The following is a 17,975-nucleotide window of genomic DNA, read 5'->3' on the forward strand; positions in this document are numbered from 1 at the left end:
TACAACGACGCTAAGAAAGGACGGACAGCATGGAATTCCCACGCATACAGCTTCAAGAATCAATATCCATTCAAAATCTCATTTCCTTTCACTATTTTGAGTATGCAAAGGGATATGTGTTTGACGGCGAACAACACGACTTCTGGGAAATTCTATATGTCGACAAAGGTGAGGTCGAGGTGCGGGCCGATGATCACATTCATACCCTGCAGCAAGGTCATATGATCTTTCATAAACCAGAAGAATTCCATACGGTTAGCGTTAAGCATGAACATAAACCGCCTAATCTTATCGTCATTTCCTTCGAATGCGCGTCAGCAGCGATGTCTGATTTTGAGAATAAAGTTTTGCCCCTTGGCGACCGGGAAAGGAATATGCTATCCCTCATAATTCAAGAGGGGTTTCAGGCATTTCTACCTCCCTTCGACAGGCCTTTCGTTCATAATCTTGAACGAAATCCGGAAGCCCCTTTTGCCAGCGAGCAGTTGATCAAATCGTACTTGGAAGCCTTGCTTATCACCCTGATTCGCAATCAAAAACGAGCCTCTACCCCCATAGATGCGGCCATTAAGATTAAGCAGTCATCACTTCAAAAAGAAAAGGCCGAACAGCGCATCGTTCAGCAAATTATCGCTTATTTGCAGGAAAATCTCTCCCAATCCTTTACCCAGGATCAGTTATGCCAGATATTTCACTTAGGCAAAAGCCGATTAAAGGAGCTTTTCCAGTCACAAATGCAAACCGGCGTCATGGAAGCCTTCAAATCTCTGAAAATCGAACAAGCCAAAACCTATATTAGAGAAGGCCGGTACAATTTCACGGAAATTGCCGCGATGCTCGGCTATGCCAGCATTCATTATTTCTCCAGAGACTTTAAGAAGACGGTGGGCATGTCTCCCTCGGATTATGCGAAATCGGTTAAAGCGCGTGTCTAACCATATACAGCAAAAAGCACCCGGGAAGGGTGCTTTTTTTGACATCCGCTTTATTTAATTACTTTCAATAAACGTTTCGCTGTACCGTTAGCCGTTTCAATTGTTTCATACACATTCACTGTGAATGGGTAGCTGAATTGATCCGTTGTAATGTTCGAAGCATCTAGCATTTGAATCCCGCTAATCAACTTATTTACGCCTGTGAAAGCCGCATCCTTGGAGCCCAGAACACGCCCCGCACTGTCAACAATCTCGAATCTCAATTTTGAGAAGTTATTGTCTACGACGACATTCTCTTTTTGTTGGATGTCCAAATCCAGACGAACCTTGTACGTATACATCAGTTGAGCTGTCGTTTGCGTATTTACTGACACATCATTAATTTTCAAATCGAATGGATACAAGGAAACCGTTGAATCTGTTTCTTCCTGCTGCAGATCCGTTTGAAGTGCTGCAATTGTCGTTGTATACGGCGCGGCAGCAACGGTATCAAGCAGCTTCAGGGAGAAGCTTGTTCCCTCTTCCGATTGTGGAACAATGTAGGAGTAGCTCACAACGTAGCTAAGTCCTGGGTTCATCATTTCTGTCACATTGGCTTGACGAGCTCCTTGGTACGTTAAGCCTTGTGTACTCACCAATTCCGACACGAAGGCTGGCAATGCAATAGGCGAAGTGCTAGTATTCGTTAGTTTGAACTTCGCTACTGCTGTTTTGAAACCTTCGCCTGGATTCTCATGCAGATGAAGCTCCATCAAAGAGACTTGCGTCGATTTGTCGACCACTTTAGTCAAAGCATCAAAAGCGATCGGTTGACCGATGGTATAAGGAACGGCTGTTGTAGCCCCTTGTTCTTTCGGCCATGCGATAGCCAGCTTACCTGTTGCTACTGTTGCCGCTTCGGTTGCACCTTTTGGAACAAAGGTATCTGTTGATAAGACCACCAGGTTAGACAATGTCACACCGTTTTCAACTGGGATTGCAAAATGAATGTACTTTTGCTCACCGGCTTCCAACGTAACAGGTTCTACTTCCGCACGTTTTCCTTCATAGTTCTTCGTTTCGGACTGAGCATCCATGCGGAAGGCTGGCACTGTTTCGCGGCCTGCACCCGGATTGTTAGCAAGAACAGTCACGACAGCTACGCGGCCAGCCGTTGTGTTTTGCATAGAAGTTTCAACCGCTGTATAGGTTAATCCAGAGTTAACACCTGGGATCAAGAACGATTGGCCCCAAGCAACGTTGTCTAAACTTTTCAAAGCTGAACTTCCCATGGCGCCATACCAAACGGATTTAGTTGGCATAGCAAGCAAAGTTGTTTCTACTTTTGGGTAAGAGTACACATCAACGTTGACGAACGAAAGCTGATCAATCGTGCCAATTTCCTTCGTATCAACAGCTGTCATATAAACAAGTTCGCCAATTTCCTTCGGCTGCAAGGACTCTTTATTGGTTCCGCTTGGTTTCAGCGTGTAGGAAACGCCGCTCGAAGTCTGCACACGAAGCTCGTGCTCAGGTATTCGGTTCTGTGTCACGCCGCCATTATATAAGCGAACCGTAACAGCAAGTTGTGAACCGGACGCTGTTGGTGTCACGGCTACACTTTTCACGGCTGCGCGGATGTCACTTGTTAATCCATAATTAACAGTAGGTGCACTAACAGGTGCGGTTGGCGCAGCATCAGCTGCCCATACGGCGGTACCGCCTTGCACGATCATCGCGCCAAGCATAATGGCGGTCAGACTAGATTTCCATGGTCTTTTTTTCATGTATATACGCTCCTCTTTTGAGTAATTTCGCTGCTGATTATTTCGCTGCTGGCGTTGTAGTCGCTGCTGGAGAAGCACTGGCGCTCTCTACCTTTTGCCCGTCCTTCAAAGTGTTCTGTCCGGAAATGACTAATTTCTCGCCTTCTTTTACGCCATCTATCACTTCTTGGAACTCTCCACTGATACGTCCAAGTTTCACTTTACGTTTCACATACTGATCGCCTTGTTCAACGAAGACGAAAGTATCCGACTCTTCACGAATCACACTGAGCGTTGGGATAGATACAACTTGCTCTTCGGTTTCCGTTGTCAACTGTACCATGAATCGGTTACCTGGCTGAAGCGCGTGATCACTATTTGGAACCTCCAACTCAAGCGTGTACGTTTTGGTAGCTGTGCTCATGATTGGAGCTAAATAGCTAATTTTCGCTGTTCCTTTTTTGTCCGGTGTATCTGGATTATAGAAAACAAGCTCTTGTTTCCCTTTAACAAGTTGGTAGTTGGTTTCTGTAAGCTCCGTTTTGATTTTAATCGGATCAATTTGCTGAACTTGACCGACCTTTCCAGCAGCCGCAGATACTGTCTGCCCCACGACCACATTGAAGTCAGTTAGTACACCGCTGCTCGGTGCCTTAACTTCATAATTCTCTAAAGACCGAGTCGCATCCTCTAAAGATAAACTGGCAGATTCTGCCTGTGTCTGTGCAGCAGAGATCGAATCGGAATTATCAAAGGCCGACAGCTTGCTTTGTGCGGCGTCCAGGGCCATTTGAGCGTTATCCAAAGCCTGCTTCATTTGATCCACTTGGTGCTGAACGGCCGTACCTGCATCAAAATCATTCCGGGATTTGTTGTAATCCTGTTGAGCGTTTTTCAAGGCCGTTTGCGACCTCACCACATTGTCCGCCAGATCCTTGCGGTTGTTCACTTTATTGTCTCTTGCTTGTTGTAAAGATTCTTGCGCGCTTTTTAAAGCTAATTCATTTTTGCGTTTCGCAGACAAGGCGTCTTTATTATCGATAACGAACAGGACTTCTCCTTTTTCCACGTACTCTCCTCGTTTTTTCACCACGCTCAGCACTTCACCATTTGCTTTGGAAACAACATCCAGAGTCGTTCCTGCTGCTACATCGGCAACTTGCTCAATGGGATTGCTAATCTTTTGCTTCTTAATAGCTTCTGTTTTAACCGCTTTTGGCGCCAACGAAACCGTCGCAGCCCCCTTGGACCCTGGCGCTGCGCATGCGGACGCTAAGACCGCAGCAGCGGTCAGTAGCGCAATCACGCCCATCGAGCGATATCTAAATTTACGTTTTCGCGAACTATCGTTAATCATCTATGTGCCTCCTTATACCTCTATCGTACTTGTAGTTGTGTTTTGGTTTTCTTTTTTACGACTGAACATGCGACCTATACGGTTCTTTATGCTTTCAATCAACTCGTAAACAATAGGTACGACTACTAGAGTAAGAACGGTAGAGGTAATGAGACCACCGATAACGACAACACCCAGTCCTTTACCAATCAACCCGCCTTCTGCAGAAATACCTAATGCCAGCGGCACCAAAGCCATAATCGTAGCTCCAGCTGTCATAATAATCGGACGAAGTCGTACTTTCCCAGCTTCAATTAGAGCATGGCGAACCGTGTAGCCTTCATGACGCAGCTGCTGCGCACGGTCGATCAAGACGATCGCATTCGTGACGACAATTCCGATGAGCATGAGGAAACCAATCATAGATGTAACGGTTAGCGGCTCGCGGGCAATAACGAGTCCGAGCAGCCCTCCGATAACCGCAAGCGGTAGTGAGAACAAGATGGCAAATGGTGCACTTGCGTTTCCAAAAGCCAGAACCATGATGAGGTAAACTACGAAAATCGCAGCTCCCATGGCGACGAACAATTGACCGAAGCTCTCATTGACATCGTCGGAAACACCCGTTACTTTCGGTGTCACGCCTTCTGGTAATTCAACATCTTTTAATGCCGCGGTAAGTTTAGCACTTACGCCGGTTTTATTGGTATCATTAATTTTGGCTGATACTTTGACAAGCTGCTGCTGATCTTCACGTGCAAGGGACGCAGCGCCCTTCGTTTCGTTAATTTTGGCTACTTCCTTGAGCAGAATCGTTGATCCATTTGATCCAGCTAACGGAATGTTGCCTAATTTTTCAAGCGTATTTTTGTCCGATTTGTCTAACGATACCGTAGTTGTATACGTGATATTATCGAATTTCATATCTCCCAGACTTTGTTTTTGAATCCAGGCACGTGCTGTATCTCGAACAGATGCGGAGCTGAGGCCATAGGCTCTTGCTTTATTCTGATCTACAGCAATCTCTATCTCTGTCTTGGCATCACTTAAATTATCTTCAATCTCAGAAAGCTCTGGGAAAGTTTGCAGCTTATCCTTCACGATCTTCGCAGCTTTCTCCAGTTGAAGTTGATCCTCGCCTTGCAGCGTATAGGCAAAATCCGTCGATGAAACCCCGAAATCACCCTCCATTGCTTTAGGTTCAACCTCAGATCCACTTGGCAATTCTGAAAGAATATAAGCCTTCATTTCATCTTTTACTTGATTACCATCAACTTTATCGTTTACTTGAACGAAAATCTGTGAAGCATACGGTGTACGCTCATCGTCATTCCCAGCATAACCGATTAAGGATTCCACAAATTTAAAGACAGGCTCGCCATTCGAGTCTTTCGTATCTAACAAGACTTTTTCGATTTCCTTCGTTTTCGCATCTGTCGCTTCGAATGAAGTCGAATATGGCAGTTTCAATTGGAAATACATCGTCGTCGCGGCACTTGATTCAGGTAAGAAGGCCACGGACAAGAATGGAATGGTTCCTGCCATTGTCACAACAAGCATTAGCGCTGAGGCAAGCAGCGTTTTGATTCTGTTTTTCAAGCTCCAAGTCAATACTTTCTCATAAAACGTAGTTAGCTTCGTTGGTTGCGACTCATCGTGATGAACTTTACTTGGTTTGCTGCGAAGAACAAGCAGCTTAGCCAACATCGGGATAACCGTTAAAGCTACAATCAAGGAAGAAAGCAACGCACAAGCGATTGTTAAGGCAAAAGGTCTAAAGAATCCGCCGACAACGCCCGTAACCAAAGCAAGCGGTGCAAATACCCCAACAGTTGCAAGCGTGGAAGACGTAATTGCCATCGAAACTTGCTTCGTCGCTAAAGCAATAACGGATTCATTGCGCTCCTGCGCTTTCTGCAAGGAGGCATATATATTTTCAATAACAACAATCGAGTCATCCACGACCCGGCCTACTGCAATAAAGATACCGCCGAGGGTCATCGTATTGAGCGTCAAGCCTAAGCTAGACATTAATAGTAATGTAATCAAAATCGAAAGAGGGATCGACACTAGAACAATAAGCGTCATCCGAACATTACGGAGAAAAATCAGGATCATCAAGGAGGCCAATATAGCCCCTACGATACCTTCACGAATAAGTCCTGAAATCGATTCATTAATTTGGTCTGCACTATCGTACGTATTTTTGAAAGTTACGTTAGGCAAAGTTGTTTTCCAGTCTTCAATCTGTTTCTGAATCTCATCAGAGAATTCAACGGCATTCGCACTGCCCGCTTTGTACAAAATCATTCCAATCGCCGGCTTGCTATCCAATCGACCGATGAAATCAGATTCCGTAATCGCTTTGACGTTCGCAACCTGATCTAGGGTTACGATATCGCCTTTTGGCGTTGTGATTTCTAGCTGCTCCAACTCATACAAGCTTGACAAGTTGCCCGTGACACGCGTCATCTTGTCATTGCCGCTGATTTCTACGCTGCCGATCGGACTTTTCGTCGCAGCGGCATTAATCGCATTCGACACCATGCCTGGTGATAAGCCATAGACATCAAGCGCGGAGGCATCAAGCTCAATATCCAGCGAGGTGTCTCTGGCTCCGATCACGTCCATGTGGTCAATCCCTTTGATTCCTTCGAGACCTGGCTTAATTTTATCTTTAAAAGATTTATCAAGCTCAGTTTGGCTGATGCCATTATCGGCATAGGCAACTAAATAGTTGGAAGGGAATGAAGCCGCGCCGAATGTCGACGCTTTAGGAGCTGCTGCTGTTGCAGGGAGAGAAACTTCACCAAGCATATCCTGAACAGCCTGTTTCTTTTTGTCAACATCCACATCTTGCTTGAACATTAAAATGATCATGGAGAAGTTATCACTTGATGTCGATTGCATCGAATCCAGATCTTCTAGATTCGCAAGCTTCTTCTCTATCGGTGATGTAATTTCATCCATGACATCCTTTGGTGCACCTGTATACGTAGTCGTAACAGCAACTACTGGGAAAGAAACGTTCGGCATGTTCTCTACTTTAAGCTGCGATGAAGAATACAAGCCGCCTGCAAAAAGCATGATCATGATAATGAATAATGCCGAAACATTTTTCATGGAAAAGTATGTGAGTCGATTCATTCCTTTACTCCCCTCGTCTAATGATTGTTTCTATAAGATACATTTCAAATATGAACCCAATATGAACAAACATCAAAAAAGCCTGGAAATAAGCTTTCCAAGCTTTCAGTGTTCATTATTTCTTCAAGTTATAGGTTAAAATTGGAAGAGTGACTAGAAATTGAGTTCCTTTTCCTTGTTCACTCTGAACCTCGATCGTGCCCTGATGGAGGTCTATAATTTTCCTTACAATCGCGAGCCCAAGCCCGCTCCCCGTATCCCGCTGCCTAGCTTGATCTACTTTAAAGAACCGCTCGAAAATCCGCCCTTGATCTTCCTCCGCAATGCCGATCCCGTTGTCTTGAACCCAGATCTGAACGCGATCTCTTAAAGGGACAAGCTTTACAAAAATATGGCCTCCGACAGGCGTGAATTTAACCGCATTTCCAATCAGATTCATCCACACCTGGTTCAATTGATCTGAATCCGCAGAAATTTTGACTCTCGGTAAAGACAGGTCCATATCAAGCTGCTTTTCTGACCATAACGGTTCATAAAAGACGACGATTCTTCGTAGTTGTTCATCCAAATCAAATGTCGACGGATGAAACGGGTGATGCTCGGATTCCAGCGATGCCAGCTTTAACAAATTATCGCTTAAGCGAGATAAACGCTCACTTTCACGTTCAATGATTTCCAAGTAGCGCTCTCGTTCTGGCTCCTCAATCTCTGTCCCCCGCAATGCTTTGGAAAAGCCGCGAATCGACGTAAGCGGTGTTTGAATTTCGTGTGACACGTTCGAAACAAAGTCTTGGCGCATCTGTTCAAGCTGCTTCAGCTCGCCAGCCATGTGATTGAAGCTAGCGGCCAACTGTCCCAGCTCATCTTTCTGCCTGACCGCGACGTGCACGTTGAAGTTCCCGCGAGCCAGCCGCTGGGTAGCCAGCGTTAATTTCTTCAGTGGATTCACCAAATAACGAGATGCAATGAGAATGAGCAGGCTGCCGACAACAAGCACGATAACCAGAACGGTAATGACAGCAGTCTGTACTTGCCGGCGGGTCGCTTCGGATAAGTAAGGATGAATGAAAAGAGCAAATGTCTTATCTCCCACTTTAAGCGGGATGCCTACTTTCATATCCTTCAGGGGGTCTTTAATCCTGCCATAATCTAAGCTTTTGTACACACTGCCTTTCAAAACAAAGGCAACTTCCGATGCTTCAATACGAGGGACACCGTTTTTATTTAGTGAAACCGCCGTCATGGGCTCTCCATTTTCGTTAAATAATGTAAAAATGTAGTTATCATTAAAACGGTTGCTCCCCGAAACAAAGGAATCAAGTTGTCTAACCTGCATGTCTTCGCTTAGCTTGATGATTTGATTGCCGATCGTGAGCATCTCATCCTGGAATTCGTTCGTAATCAGACTTCTGAAAAATATCGTTGCAAGCGGAAATGCGACGGACACACTCACGACTACAACGGCTAAGAAAGTCAGCACCACGCGGAGGTAGAGCGACTTGATCATGCTTTCACCTCAAGTCTATACCCCAAGCCTCGGATTGTGGCTATCCGAAACTCTTCGGTCAACGGCTCGAACCGCTCTCGCAACCTTTTGACGTGTACATCAACAGTCCGATCATCACCTTCGTAATCGATCCCCCAGATCTGTTCAATGAGCTGTGTTCGTGTGAAAATTTGTGCGGGATAACTAGCCAGCTTATAAAGCAATTCAAACTCTTTGAGCGGGAGGGACAGCCGTTGATCCTGCAAGCGCACTTCATAAGCCGTACGGTCTATGACGACATTACCGACCGAGATCGTCTGCGAGGCATTAATACGATATCGCTTCAGCAAAGCTTTGACCCGCATCACCAGTTCCAAAGGGTCAAAGGGCTTCACAAGGTAATCGTCCGTGCCAAGCTGAAACCCTTTCACCTTATGTACGGACTCGCTTTTGGCCGTAACCATTAGAAGAGGCAAGTCTTCGTAACGCGTCCTGAGCTCGCGGCATAATTCCCAACCGTCCATCAAGGGCATCATAATATCCATAACGACTAGATCCGCCGGGTTCGTTTCAAGCATGCTGAGCGCCTCCACGCCATTGCTAGCTTGCGAAACCGTTAAGCCTTCTCCAACCAAATATACGCGAATCAGCTCCCTGATGTCCGCGTCATCATCCACCACCATGATTCTGGTCACGATACGCCCTGCCTTTCATCCAGCTTTGAACTGCTTACAGATAAGGGATAGGGTCCTTCGAACCCGCTTCTTCGAAGCCTTTCAACCGCAGTCTGCAGCTGTCACATACGCCACAGGCTTCAGCTTTTCCGTTGTAGCAAGAAGTTGTCAGCTCGTAGGGAACTCCGATTTTCAAACCTTCCTCAATGATCTTCGCTTTCGTCCAATTAATGAGGGGCGTTTCAATCGTGATACCTTTCCCCTCTACACCTACCTTGGTTCCCAGGGCGATCACTTCTTCCACTTTATGAATAAATTCCGGACGGCAATCCGGGTATCCGCTGTAATCAAGGGCATTCACACCGATATAGATCGCCTCGGAGCCCGTTACTTCCGCATAAGACGTTGCGATGGAAAGAAACATCAGATTGCGGCCAGGCACGTAAGTCACCGGAATTTCAGATTCTTCCGCTTCTCCGTTCATCACATTAGGCACATCAATGCTATCATCCGTTAAGGCACTGCCGCCAAAGTCACGAAAGAAATCAAGCTTAATTATTTTGTGCCGCTGGCTCACACCATAGTGCTCCGCGACTTGCTTCGCATTTTCCAGTTCAATCTTATGGCGCTGTCCATAGTCAAAAGAAATTGGATACAGGTCGTATCCCGCCTCTTGGGCAATCCCCATGCACGTGGTACTGTCCAGGCCTCCGCTCAAAATAATAACGGCTCTTTTCTTCTTATCGTTGCTTATGCTCATAAAGACACCTCATTTATCTTCTAAATTGTTGTGAAAAAAGGGATACCACGGCTGACGAGCGGCTTAAACGCCGCGCATCGCCGGATCCCAGATAATCTTGTGCAGCTGCATATTCAGCTTTACTTTGGAAAGTCCAGCTTCTAGCATATGCTGAACGAGTTTGTGCGGCGGCATCGTCTCCCACACCGGGCTGAACATCGGCAGCGCCTTCGTCGGATACTTCTCAAGCACGTCCACCGCCGTGCGGAAATCGTGCTCGCTGCCGATAACGAACTTCAGCTCATCCTGCTCGCGCAGCAAGCCGAAGTTGCTGACAATCATCTGCTCCATCTCACCGGAGTCAGGTAGCTTAAAGTCCATAATGTATCGCACCTTCGGTGAGGCAACACGCTCTACAAACATAGCGAGATCGATCGCGCCGTTCGTCTCTATGTGCAGGTCATCGACCTGCTCCAGCTCAGCGAGCGCGTCGATGAGTGCGAGCGACTTCTCGCCGTACAGGAGCGGCTCGCCGCCGGTCAGGCAAATATGCCGGGAGCGGAACGAAGTGACCTTGCTGACAATTTCAGCAATGGTCATGACGTTCTCCGCTTCCGCTGGCGGGTAGCTGTACTTGGTATCACACCAGGTGCAGCGCAGGTTGCAACCAAAAAGACGGACGAAGACCGTTGGGAACCCGGCACGGGTCCCTTCGCCTTCAACCGTCTCGAAGATCTCAACCATCGGAATGCGGATATCTCGCATTACTCTTCCTCCTCCATCATCGAACGAGTGATGGCCGCGTAGGAGGTCGGCGTCTCCCACAGCCGGATTTCTTCCAGCTTAATGGCTGGATACAACTTTTCATCCAGGAGCGCCTGATGAATCTCCTCATATATCCAAACAACCATATTTTCAGCCGTTGTATTCATAGGCGGCAGCACATCATTCAAATATTTATGATCCAAACGATCAATGACGCGTTCTTTCGCAATACGTTTAATATCTCCAAAATCTATTGTGATCCCCCGGCTATCTACCTTACCGCGCATAATGACTTGCAGCTTATAGGTATGGCCGTGCAGATTTTTACATTTTCCCTCATAACAATGCAAATGATGCGCACTGTCAAACGTAAATTCCTTAGAAATCAAAACGGATTTGTGATGATATTTTAATTGGTTCTCTGTGATGTCACGCCCCAACATTTGCACATCTCTTGGGATTTCATAGCTCATATCTATCACCTCTTAAGTATAAAAAAAAACAGTACTCTACATTATATCATGAGAGGACCATTTCTCACAATCTATCAACATCTGGCGGATTCCGCCTTCGCTTTTGCGTCCAATCCAAGTGGCCCCTAATTTCCTGCATCCGCTCGTTTTCATCGCGCAAATCCGATTCAATCGTTGCCATCAAACATTTGATTTGATCGACAACCGTATCCGGAAGCTCAACTTCTTCCAATGATTTCACGATATAGAGCAGGGATTGCAGCGTTTCTTCCATTAGGCTTTTTTTCTTGCCTGTCAGGACAACCTCAGATAGAAAGACAAGGTGGCTTAACTCTTTTTGCGTCAATTTCAAGAGGGACATCCCCTTTCTTACTACCATTATCCAACATTTTCCGACATCACGAAAGGCCCCTTGACAACAATAACTATAACATTTATGATTACAGTAAATTGTTTTTTAGAAATTACAATTTTTATTACTTTTACAATAATTTAACAAATAAATTTTTGGAGGAATTTACATGAGCACACAAGTACAATCTGCCGTTTTACAAGTTTTGGAAGATCGCCATTCCGTTAAGCACTACCAAGCTGGACACCAAATGCCGAAAGCTGATCTTGAACAGCTTCTAACTTCTACTTCCCAAGCTCCATCTTCATGGAACCTTCAACACTGGAAGCTGGTTGTTATTGACGACCAAGCTCAAAAAGAGAAATTGCTTCCAATTGCATACGGTCAAAAACAAATCGTAGAAAGCTCTGTTGTTATCGCCGTTCTTGGTGATCTCGAAGCTAACAAAAATGCTGAGCTTGTTTTTGGCCCAGCTGTTGAAGCTGGTCACTTGCCAAAAGAGGTGAAAGACGGCCTTGTCGCTCAAATTGAAAATGTATATCAATACCCACAAGTTGCTCGTGATGAAGCGATTCGCAATGCTTCCCTTGCCGCTATGCAGCTTATGATTGCTGCTAAAGCAATGGGTTATGACACTTGCCCAATGGGCGGATACGACGCGGCGAAATTCGTTGAAGCTTTCAATGTTCCAGCTCGTTACGTTCCAGTTATGCTAATCACTGTTGGATTGGCGGCTACTCCTGCTCGTTCCGCTGGCCGTTTATCTTTGGATCAAATCACAGTTTCCAACACGTTCTAATCGGGCAAAAAAAGGCATGGCTCTCCAAGCAGAATAGGAGTGCATGCCTTTCTTTTTTTCACCACAGTCAATGCAACTGATCGGTTTCAAACCAAATTTCGTCAATCAGCTTATTCCGATACAACATGGACACATTGAAGGTTTCGTAATCTTTTTCCTTATCTAGCTCATCCAGCAACAAAGCCGCAATCAGCTCTCGATCATCAGAATCTCCTGGCTCCCGGAAGTCAATAAAGCCGGTTAACTGCCGAGAACTAATATCCACCGTTGCTGTCCCGATCGGTAGACCGCCATACGATTGCTGATATATTTCATAAGTCAACGTATCCCCGTCATCCCTTGCCAGAATAATCGAATAATCCTCTGGATTCGGTGGAATTAACGATTCTTCCCTAATGTCATCCACAAGCTCCAATAAATCAATATGGGTTAGCTCGACGGTGTCAATAATTTCACCTTCATAGATCATATTGAAAACGAACGTATCCGTTTCATCTTCATCGTAATCGGCTACAACCAGTTCCGTCACCGTGTCCATTTCTTCATCAAAAGGATCAAACTGCCATGTGACTTCCCCAATCACGTCTGAACCGTACACATGCGTGATGACTTCAGCAACCAGTTCCGAGTCTTTATCATACACATGGTATTCCACAAGATTTCTATACTCCCCGACATGGACAAGCTCGTACCCCATTTGCTGCCTGCGCAGCTCAATCATATGCAAACTTTCGGGTCCGTTCGTTCCCTCGATATCATCAAACCTGGTTTCATCATCGTTCACCCATTCATAATCAGCATCATCATCTAAGTAGTAATTACTTGAGCTGTAATCTTCTTCCATAATCACTGGCCCAATGGCATGATCAGTCGCGATCACAAAATCATAATCACTATAGCTGACTACTACTTCGCACTCCGTAATATCTAGTGCATCAATTACATTCTGAATGTACGACTGGACAAATTCATACACACTATCTTTGTCCTCTTGTGCAATGGACTGCCGCTCCAGATGAATCGAGCCTTTAAGTCGATCCGATTCCCTGTAGACTAGCGTTAACGTACCGACAAACTCCCCATTGTACATAATATCGCAGACTTCTCCGCCTGCTGTTTTCAGGTCGGGTCTAAGCATCATATCGGCCACGACTTTCTTCGCCTCCTCTACAGATCTAATAAATCTTCTGTAGATTGTCCCAATATCGTCCAAAATATGAGTATACAGGGTAAACGTCTATACACTTATGTCCTTCACTTCATATGCTATCCTATAGAGTCAAGAGGGAGGGATTCTGACATGTCTGCTGGATACAATAACGTAGGTGCGATCTTAGTGCTTTTCATCTTGTTGGTTATCATCACTAGTGCATTTGTTCTTTAATCTTTGATGAACTAATAAAGGCTGTTCCTTCACCATCTCAAGATGGGGGAACAGTCTTTTTTTTATTCGCTTTGTTGATTCAAGCGTTGCCGTTCGGCTTCGATGGCAGCGAGTTTTTTACTTATGACATTTGTTAAGCTTGAATTGTTTTTCCGAATAACATTCGTATAGCTAGTCCTTGCCATGGCAAGTTTCCCGGCACGAAACGCGATATCCCCTAGTCCCGCATCAGACTTCCATTCCGCAATCTCATGATCAGGTGCTACGATGCTCCGGAAAGAATGGAAAGATTCTTTAGCTTGCTTAAGTCCAATCTCCGCATCCTTATACAACTGATCAGCTTGTTTCATACGGACCTGGGCCAGCATGTAATGGGCATCAGGAAAGTCAGATTGATATTCCAATGCTTTCTTACAAAAAAATTCTGCCTGCTTCCAGTCACTACGCAAGAAATAAATATCTATCAAAAATTTATAAATTTCGAGTAATCTTCCAAAAAGAGGTTGAGCCCATGCTTTTCGTTCTGCCTCGACAAGTGATTTAATAGCCTCTTCTTGCTGACGCGCCCCATGGAGCTCTCTACCCTGATAAAACCACCATGCGGGGTTATCTGGTTCCTCTTGAATCATCATTCGTAATAAAGATAAATTTCGCTCGATCTTCCTCTTGCTTGTCATCACTTCTGGCTCATAACCATCATGAAAAACTCGAACCTTAACTTTATGACGTGAAGCCTCCGTATGATATAAACCTAATTCGGTCCCAACCTGTTCATGTACTCTTCCCCAATACCGAAGCCCGCGACGGAGAGGGAATAGTCTGGTTTGAGCAAAATTGTGCTTCAATTGGCCTTGTATAAAATTAATTTGCCATAGACTCAAAATAACGGGAATGGGTGAATCATGGTAAATACCTGCAACTTCTCTAATCGTATTTACATCTTCTTGGATCAGAAACTCGTCTGCATCAATCCAGAATACCCAATCTGTCGTCATATGCATCAGCCCCAAATTTCGAGCCGCGGCAAAATCATCCTCCCATACAAAAGGAATGACCGTAACATTGGCGAATTGCGAAGCAAGCTCTGCCGTACCATCCGTGGAACAATCCATTAATACAATGTGGTCAACAGCACCTTGGAGCGATTCCAAACAACGTGCAATCGTATCCTCCATATTGCAGGAAATAATGCCAGCGGTAATCGTGACCTTTCTTACTCGGAGCAGACCTTCTATGTCTACACGCTCATCCCCGGGAGGAACCGATTTAAGTGCATTTAATATAGGAGCTACCCAAGTTGCTTCAGGATCAAGGAGCCATGCTCGCTGAAATGCTTTATTGGCTGCATCCCCGTATCCTTGATGCATCAGTGCTTCTCCGAGAAAAACCCAAGATTGGGCTTCCAGGGGATTTGCTCTAATTAAATCCTTAGAAGCTGTTTCAGCGTCTTTGTATCTTCTATTCCTTAAATCGTCGATAAGAGATTGTTTTGATTGCATAGGTGTCACCTGATTAGTCTATTGCTGGTTGGTTTGGATACGCAAACGGAATTTTGTAAATAATGTCATCTTTGTAGTTTAACGTTATTACAACAGTGCCTGTTCCGCTGTCTGCCGGCGCACTCACCGTACTGTAGCTCCCAAACATACCGGATAGGATAAATGGTGAAGTAACCTCAACCTCATTATTGTAAATTCCAAAATTAAATAATTCTGTCGTTCTCAAACCAACCCGTTGGCTATAATTTTCAGTTATATAGGGAACAACTTTTACTTGCAAGTTATCTTTGATGGTTATATGATTCGTTAAATCTTTCGCTGTCACTGTGACATTGATGATTGAATTCATCTGTGCATCATTCGCTGCTTCGAAAGTTAAGTTTTGAGCGTTTTCTATCCCATACGATAATCCACCAACATGTTCAGAATTTGAATATACAGAATAAGTTACATTTGGACTAGGATTTGGCAGGAGTAAAGATGGCAGTTTCAAATCCAATTCACTGCTTGTGAGCAAGTTAATATTCTTCAAGCTATCTTTTGGAAAAACACGGAATATGTAATATTCTGTATTGTCATTTCCGTAACCAGCAACAATTGTATAGGTATGAGGCACAATGTCCGCCTTAAACGTAGCTTCATTGCCCGAAATGTCTACGAAGCTTGAGTTACCATCCTCCAGATCAAAATATACAATTTCATGAGTATTCGGGAAATAATCACGTAAATCTACCTTTATTGTTGACTCATCATCCAAGTAGAATTGTTCTTCATTTCCAAAATGGAATGGAATTTTCCCTTTCGTGATGCCTCCATGATGATCGACAACTATAACATCTAGGTCAAAATCACCACTTTTTAGCGGAATTAGCTTATATCCGTTGTACTCCTCTTCGATTCGGATATTCTCGTTTTCCACGAAAATAGCATCTAACTCATCATGTTCGTAATACTCGCCATCAACTGGTCTTACATCCGCATCGAAAAAATAATTATGTAAGCTTTGCCGAATTGAATGACTAGAGATTCCTAGACCAACGACACCTTGGATTCTCTCCGCATTATCAACTGGATATGGAGCGGTATTATGTCCGTCATAATCAACTGGACTATTCTCAACAACTGTCTTAGGACTTACGTTGCGAAGCAACCCCTTGACCTGATCGTTAGTTTGATAATGCTCGGGGGACTCCATCATTGCAGTTACTACATTCGAAATATCAAACTTATATGCATCCGCATCGCCAGTACTAGAAACAACAATAACATCGAAAGAATCTGTGACTATCTTCGGTACCTCTGATTCACCATTGTAGCGATTACCTATTACCGTGAATGTCGCTTTACCTACTGAATTGCCACTAGCCTTAATTTGATAAATGCCGTTTATACCTGTAAAGGAACTAATTGCAACAGGATTTGTATTTGGATTCTCAACCTGAATAATAGACGGATATATAGCGGCATAAGAAGACTCCAATGCTCCTAAATCTATAAATTTCGATCCATTCTGCGGTATAATAATCGTTTGTATCTTATCCACTTCTACTGGTAATGGAGGAATTCCAATTTCATTCGCCGCAGCTGGCACAGTCAAAAATGGCACAGCGATCATCGCCGTACTTGCAATAGCCCCTACTATTTTTTTCTTTCTACTAAATGTTTTTCTCTCTTCTCCCATTATTTACACCACCGCCGTCTAGTTTATTTCCCTCATTCTACCATAGCCTAGTAGTAGGAAGAACCCCTAAAACGACAAAAATCCCCAAAAATCGAGGATTTTATAGGAAATTTAACTTATAAACAATATTTAACTAGGGCTTTATGCACACCCTCATCGTTATTTGATGCGGTCACCGCATCCGCGGCTTCCTTCACCCCGTCTGGCGAATTCTCTACAGCGATACCGAGTCCGGCAAATGTCATCATTTCCAAATCGTTATAATAATTGCCGATGGCCATAATTTCGCTCGAATCGACCTCCAAGGACGCAGCCAGAGCTTTCAACGCATTTCCTTTATTCGCTTTAGCGCTCATCACATCAATGAATAAATCGCCACTCCGAATCATCCGCAATTGACCGTATAGTTGTTGTTCTTCCCATTCCTGTTGAACACGATCTAGGACCTCTGGCTTACCGAAAAGTGTAAATTTCACAATCGGCATCCCTAGCTCGGAAACATCCGTCACGAGTTTGGGATTAACCAGAAACTTCGTGTACATCTCTTTTTCGTATTCGCCAATTCGCTCGATATACATGTTAAAAGACGTGCAGACATCGAAATGAATGCCCTCTCTTCTCACATACTCCAACATAGGGGCAATTTCTGGCAGCGTAAAAGAGAACTCATTGATTAGTGCTTTCCCGCGCTCATCTGCGTGAACGGTTGCCGCTCCATTATGCGTAATCATCGTTCCTTCTAGTCCAAGCTGCTGCAGGATAGGCAGCGTGCTGTCAGGAGCTCTTCCTGTACACAATACGATGTGTGCTCCTTGATCATGTACTTCCTGAATCGTTTCAATCGTCTGCTCGGTTAATACATGATCGTCATTCAAAAGCGTTCCATCAACATCCAATGCAATTAGACGATAGTTCAAGGTTTTCTCGCTCCCTTAGGCATAGCTTTTTTATCGACTAATT

At 44.7% G+C, this 17,975-nt stretch carries 15 protein-coding genes; 2 read left to right on the forward strand and 13 right to left on the reverse strand.

Annotated features, from left to right (window positions below):
- The first annotated feature begins 29 nt into the window (after window positions 1–29).
- On the forward strand, window positions 30–935 hold the full coding sequence (locus AC58UW_RS02675; RefSeq protein WP_497419169.1) for an AraC family transcriptional regulator: 906 nt from the start codon (window positions 30–32) through the stop codon (window positions 933–935).
- A gap of 50 nt (window positions 936–985) precedes the next feature.
- On the opposite strand, the gene AC58UW_RS02680 is transcribed toward AC58UW_RS02675, so the two are convergent.
- The 9 genes from AC58UW_RS02680 to AC58UW_RS02720 form a co-directional block, all read right to left on the reverse strand.
- The gene (locus AC58UW_RS02680; protein ID WP_497419170.1) at window positions 986–2,701 is read right to left on the reverse strand and encodes a hypothetical protein; all 1,716 of its coding nucleotides are present in this window, start codon (window positions 2,699–2,701) and stop codon (window positions 986–988) included.
- 37 nt (window positions 2,702–2,738) lie between these two features.
- Window positions 2,739–4,037 carry an efflux RND transporter periplasmic adaptor subunit gene (locus AC58UW_RS02685; protein ID WP_497419171.1) on the reverse strand — a complete coding sequence of 433 codons (1,299 nt, stop codon included), beginning with the start codon at window positions 4,035–4,037 and terminating at the stop codon, window positions 2,739–2,741.
- A 12-nt stretch (window positions 4,038–4,049) separates the two neighbouring features.
- Entirely contained in the window at window positions 4,050–7,163 is a 3,114-nt protein-coding gene (locus AC58UW_RS02690) for an efflux RND transporter permease subunit (protein WP_497419172.1), read from the reverse strand.
- A gap of 115 nt (window positions 7,164–7,278) precedes the next feature.
- Window positions 7,279–8,670, reverse strand: coding sequence for a HAMP domain-containing sensor histidine kinase (locus tag AC58UW_RS02695; RefSeq protein ID WP_497419173.1), 1,392 nt, complete (start codon window positions 8,668–8,670; stop codon window positions 7,279–7,281).
- Window positions 8,667–9,344 (reverse strand): response regulator transcription factor, encoded by a 678-nt coding sequence (locus tag AC58UW_RS02700; protein ID WP_497419174.1) that lies wholly within the window; start codon window positions 9,342–9,344, stop codon window positions 8,667–8,669. The genes AC58UW_RS02695 and AC58UW_RS02700 overlap by 4 nt, the downstream gene beginning before the upstream one ends.
- 34 nt (window positions 9,345–9,378) lie before the next feature.
- Entirely contained in the window at window positions 9,379–10,083 is a 705-nt protein-coding gene (gene queC / locus AC58UW_RS02705; protein WP_497419175.1) for a 7-cyano-7-deazaguanine synthase QueC, read from the reverse strand.
- A gap of 63 nt (window positions 10,084–10,146) precedes the next feature.
- Window positions 10,147–10,827, reverse strand: coding sequence for a 7-carboxy-7-deazaguanine synthase QueE (locus AC58UW_RS02710; protein WP_497419176.1), 681 nt, complete (start codon window positions 10,825–10,827; stop codon window positions 10,147–10,149).
- On the reverse strand, window positions 10,827–11,300 hold the full coding sequence (gene queD, locus AC58UW_RS02715; RefSeq protein ID WP_497419177.1) for a 6-carboxytetrahydropterin synthase QueD: 474 nt from the start codon (window positions 11,298–11,300) through the stop codon (window positions 10,827–10,829). Before queD ends, AC58UW_RS02710 begins: the two co-directional genes overlap by 1 nt.
- A 64-nt stretch (window positions 11,301–11,364) precedes the next feature.
- Window positions 11,365–11,652, reverse strand: a complete 288-nt coding sequence (locus AC58UW_RS02720) for a hypothetical protein (RefSeq protein ID WP_497419178.1) — start codon at window positions 11,650–11,652, stop codon at window positions 11,365–11,367.
- A 169-nt stretch (window positions 11,653–11,821) separates the two neighbouring features.
- On the opposite strand from AC58UW_RS02720, the gene AC58UW_RS02725 reads away from it, so the two are divergent.
- Window positions 11,822–12,451 (forward strand): nitroreductase family protein, encoded by a 630-nt coding sequence (locus tag AC58UW_RS02725; protein ID WP_497419179.1) that lies wholly within the window; start codon window positions 11,822–11,824, stop codon window positions 12,449–12,451.
- Window positions 12,452–12,518: 67 nt separating this feature from the next.
- Here the strand turns inward: AC58UW_RS02725 and AC58UW_RS02730 are convergent, their stop codons facing one another.
- The 4 genes from AC58UW_RS02730 to AC58UW_RS02745 all read right to left on the reverse strand — a co-directional run bounded on the left by AC58UW_RS02730 (window position 12,519) and on the right by AC58UW_RS02745 (window position 17,932).
- The gene (locus tag AC58UW_RS02730) at window positions 12,519–13,592 is read right to left on the reverse strand and encodes a hypothetical protein (RefSeq protein ID WP_497419324.1); all 1,074 of its coding nucleotides are present in this window, start codon (window positions 13,590–13,592) and stop codon (window positions 12,519–12,521) included.
- Between the two features lie 305 nt (window positions 13,593–13,897).
- The gene (locus tag AC58UW_RS02735) at window positions 13,898–15,334 is read right to left on the reverse strand and encodes a glycosyltransferase (RefSeq protein ID WP_497419180.1); all 1,437 of its coding nucleotides are present in this window, start codon (window positions 15,332–15,334) and stop codon (window positions 13,898–13,900) included.
- Between the two features lie 13 nt (window positions 15,335–15,347).
- Complete coding sequence (locus AC58UW_RS02740; RefSeq protein ID WP_497419181.1) at window positions 15,348–17,015, reverse strand: hypothetical protein; 1,668 nt, start codon at window positions 17,013–17,015, stop codon at window positions 15,348–15,350.
- Between the two features lie 116 nt (window positions 17,016–17,131).
- Window positions 17,132–17,932 (reverse strand): Cof-type HAD-IIB family hydrolase, encoded by an 801-nt coding sequence (locus AC58UW_RS02745; RefSeq protein ID WP_497419182.1) that lies wholly within the window; start codon window positions 17,930–17,932, stop codon window positions 17,132–17,134.
- Between the last annotated feature and the right edge of the window lie 43 nt (window positions 17,933–17,975).

It is taken from the genome of Paenibacillus sp. J22R160, from assembly GCF_059692135.1.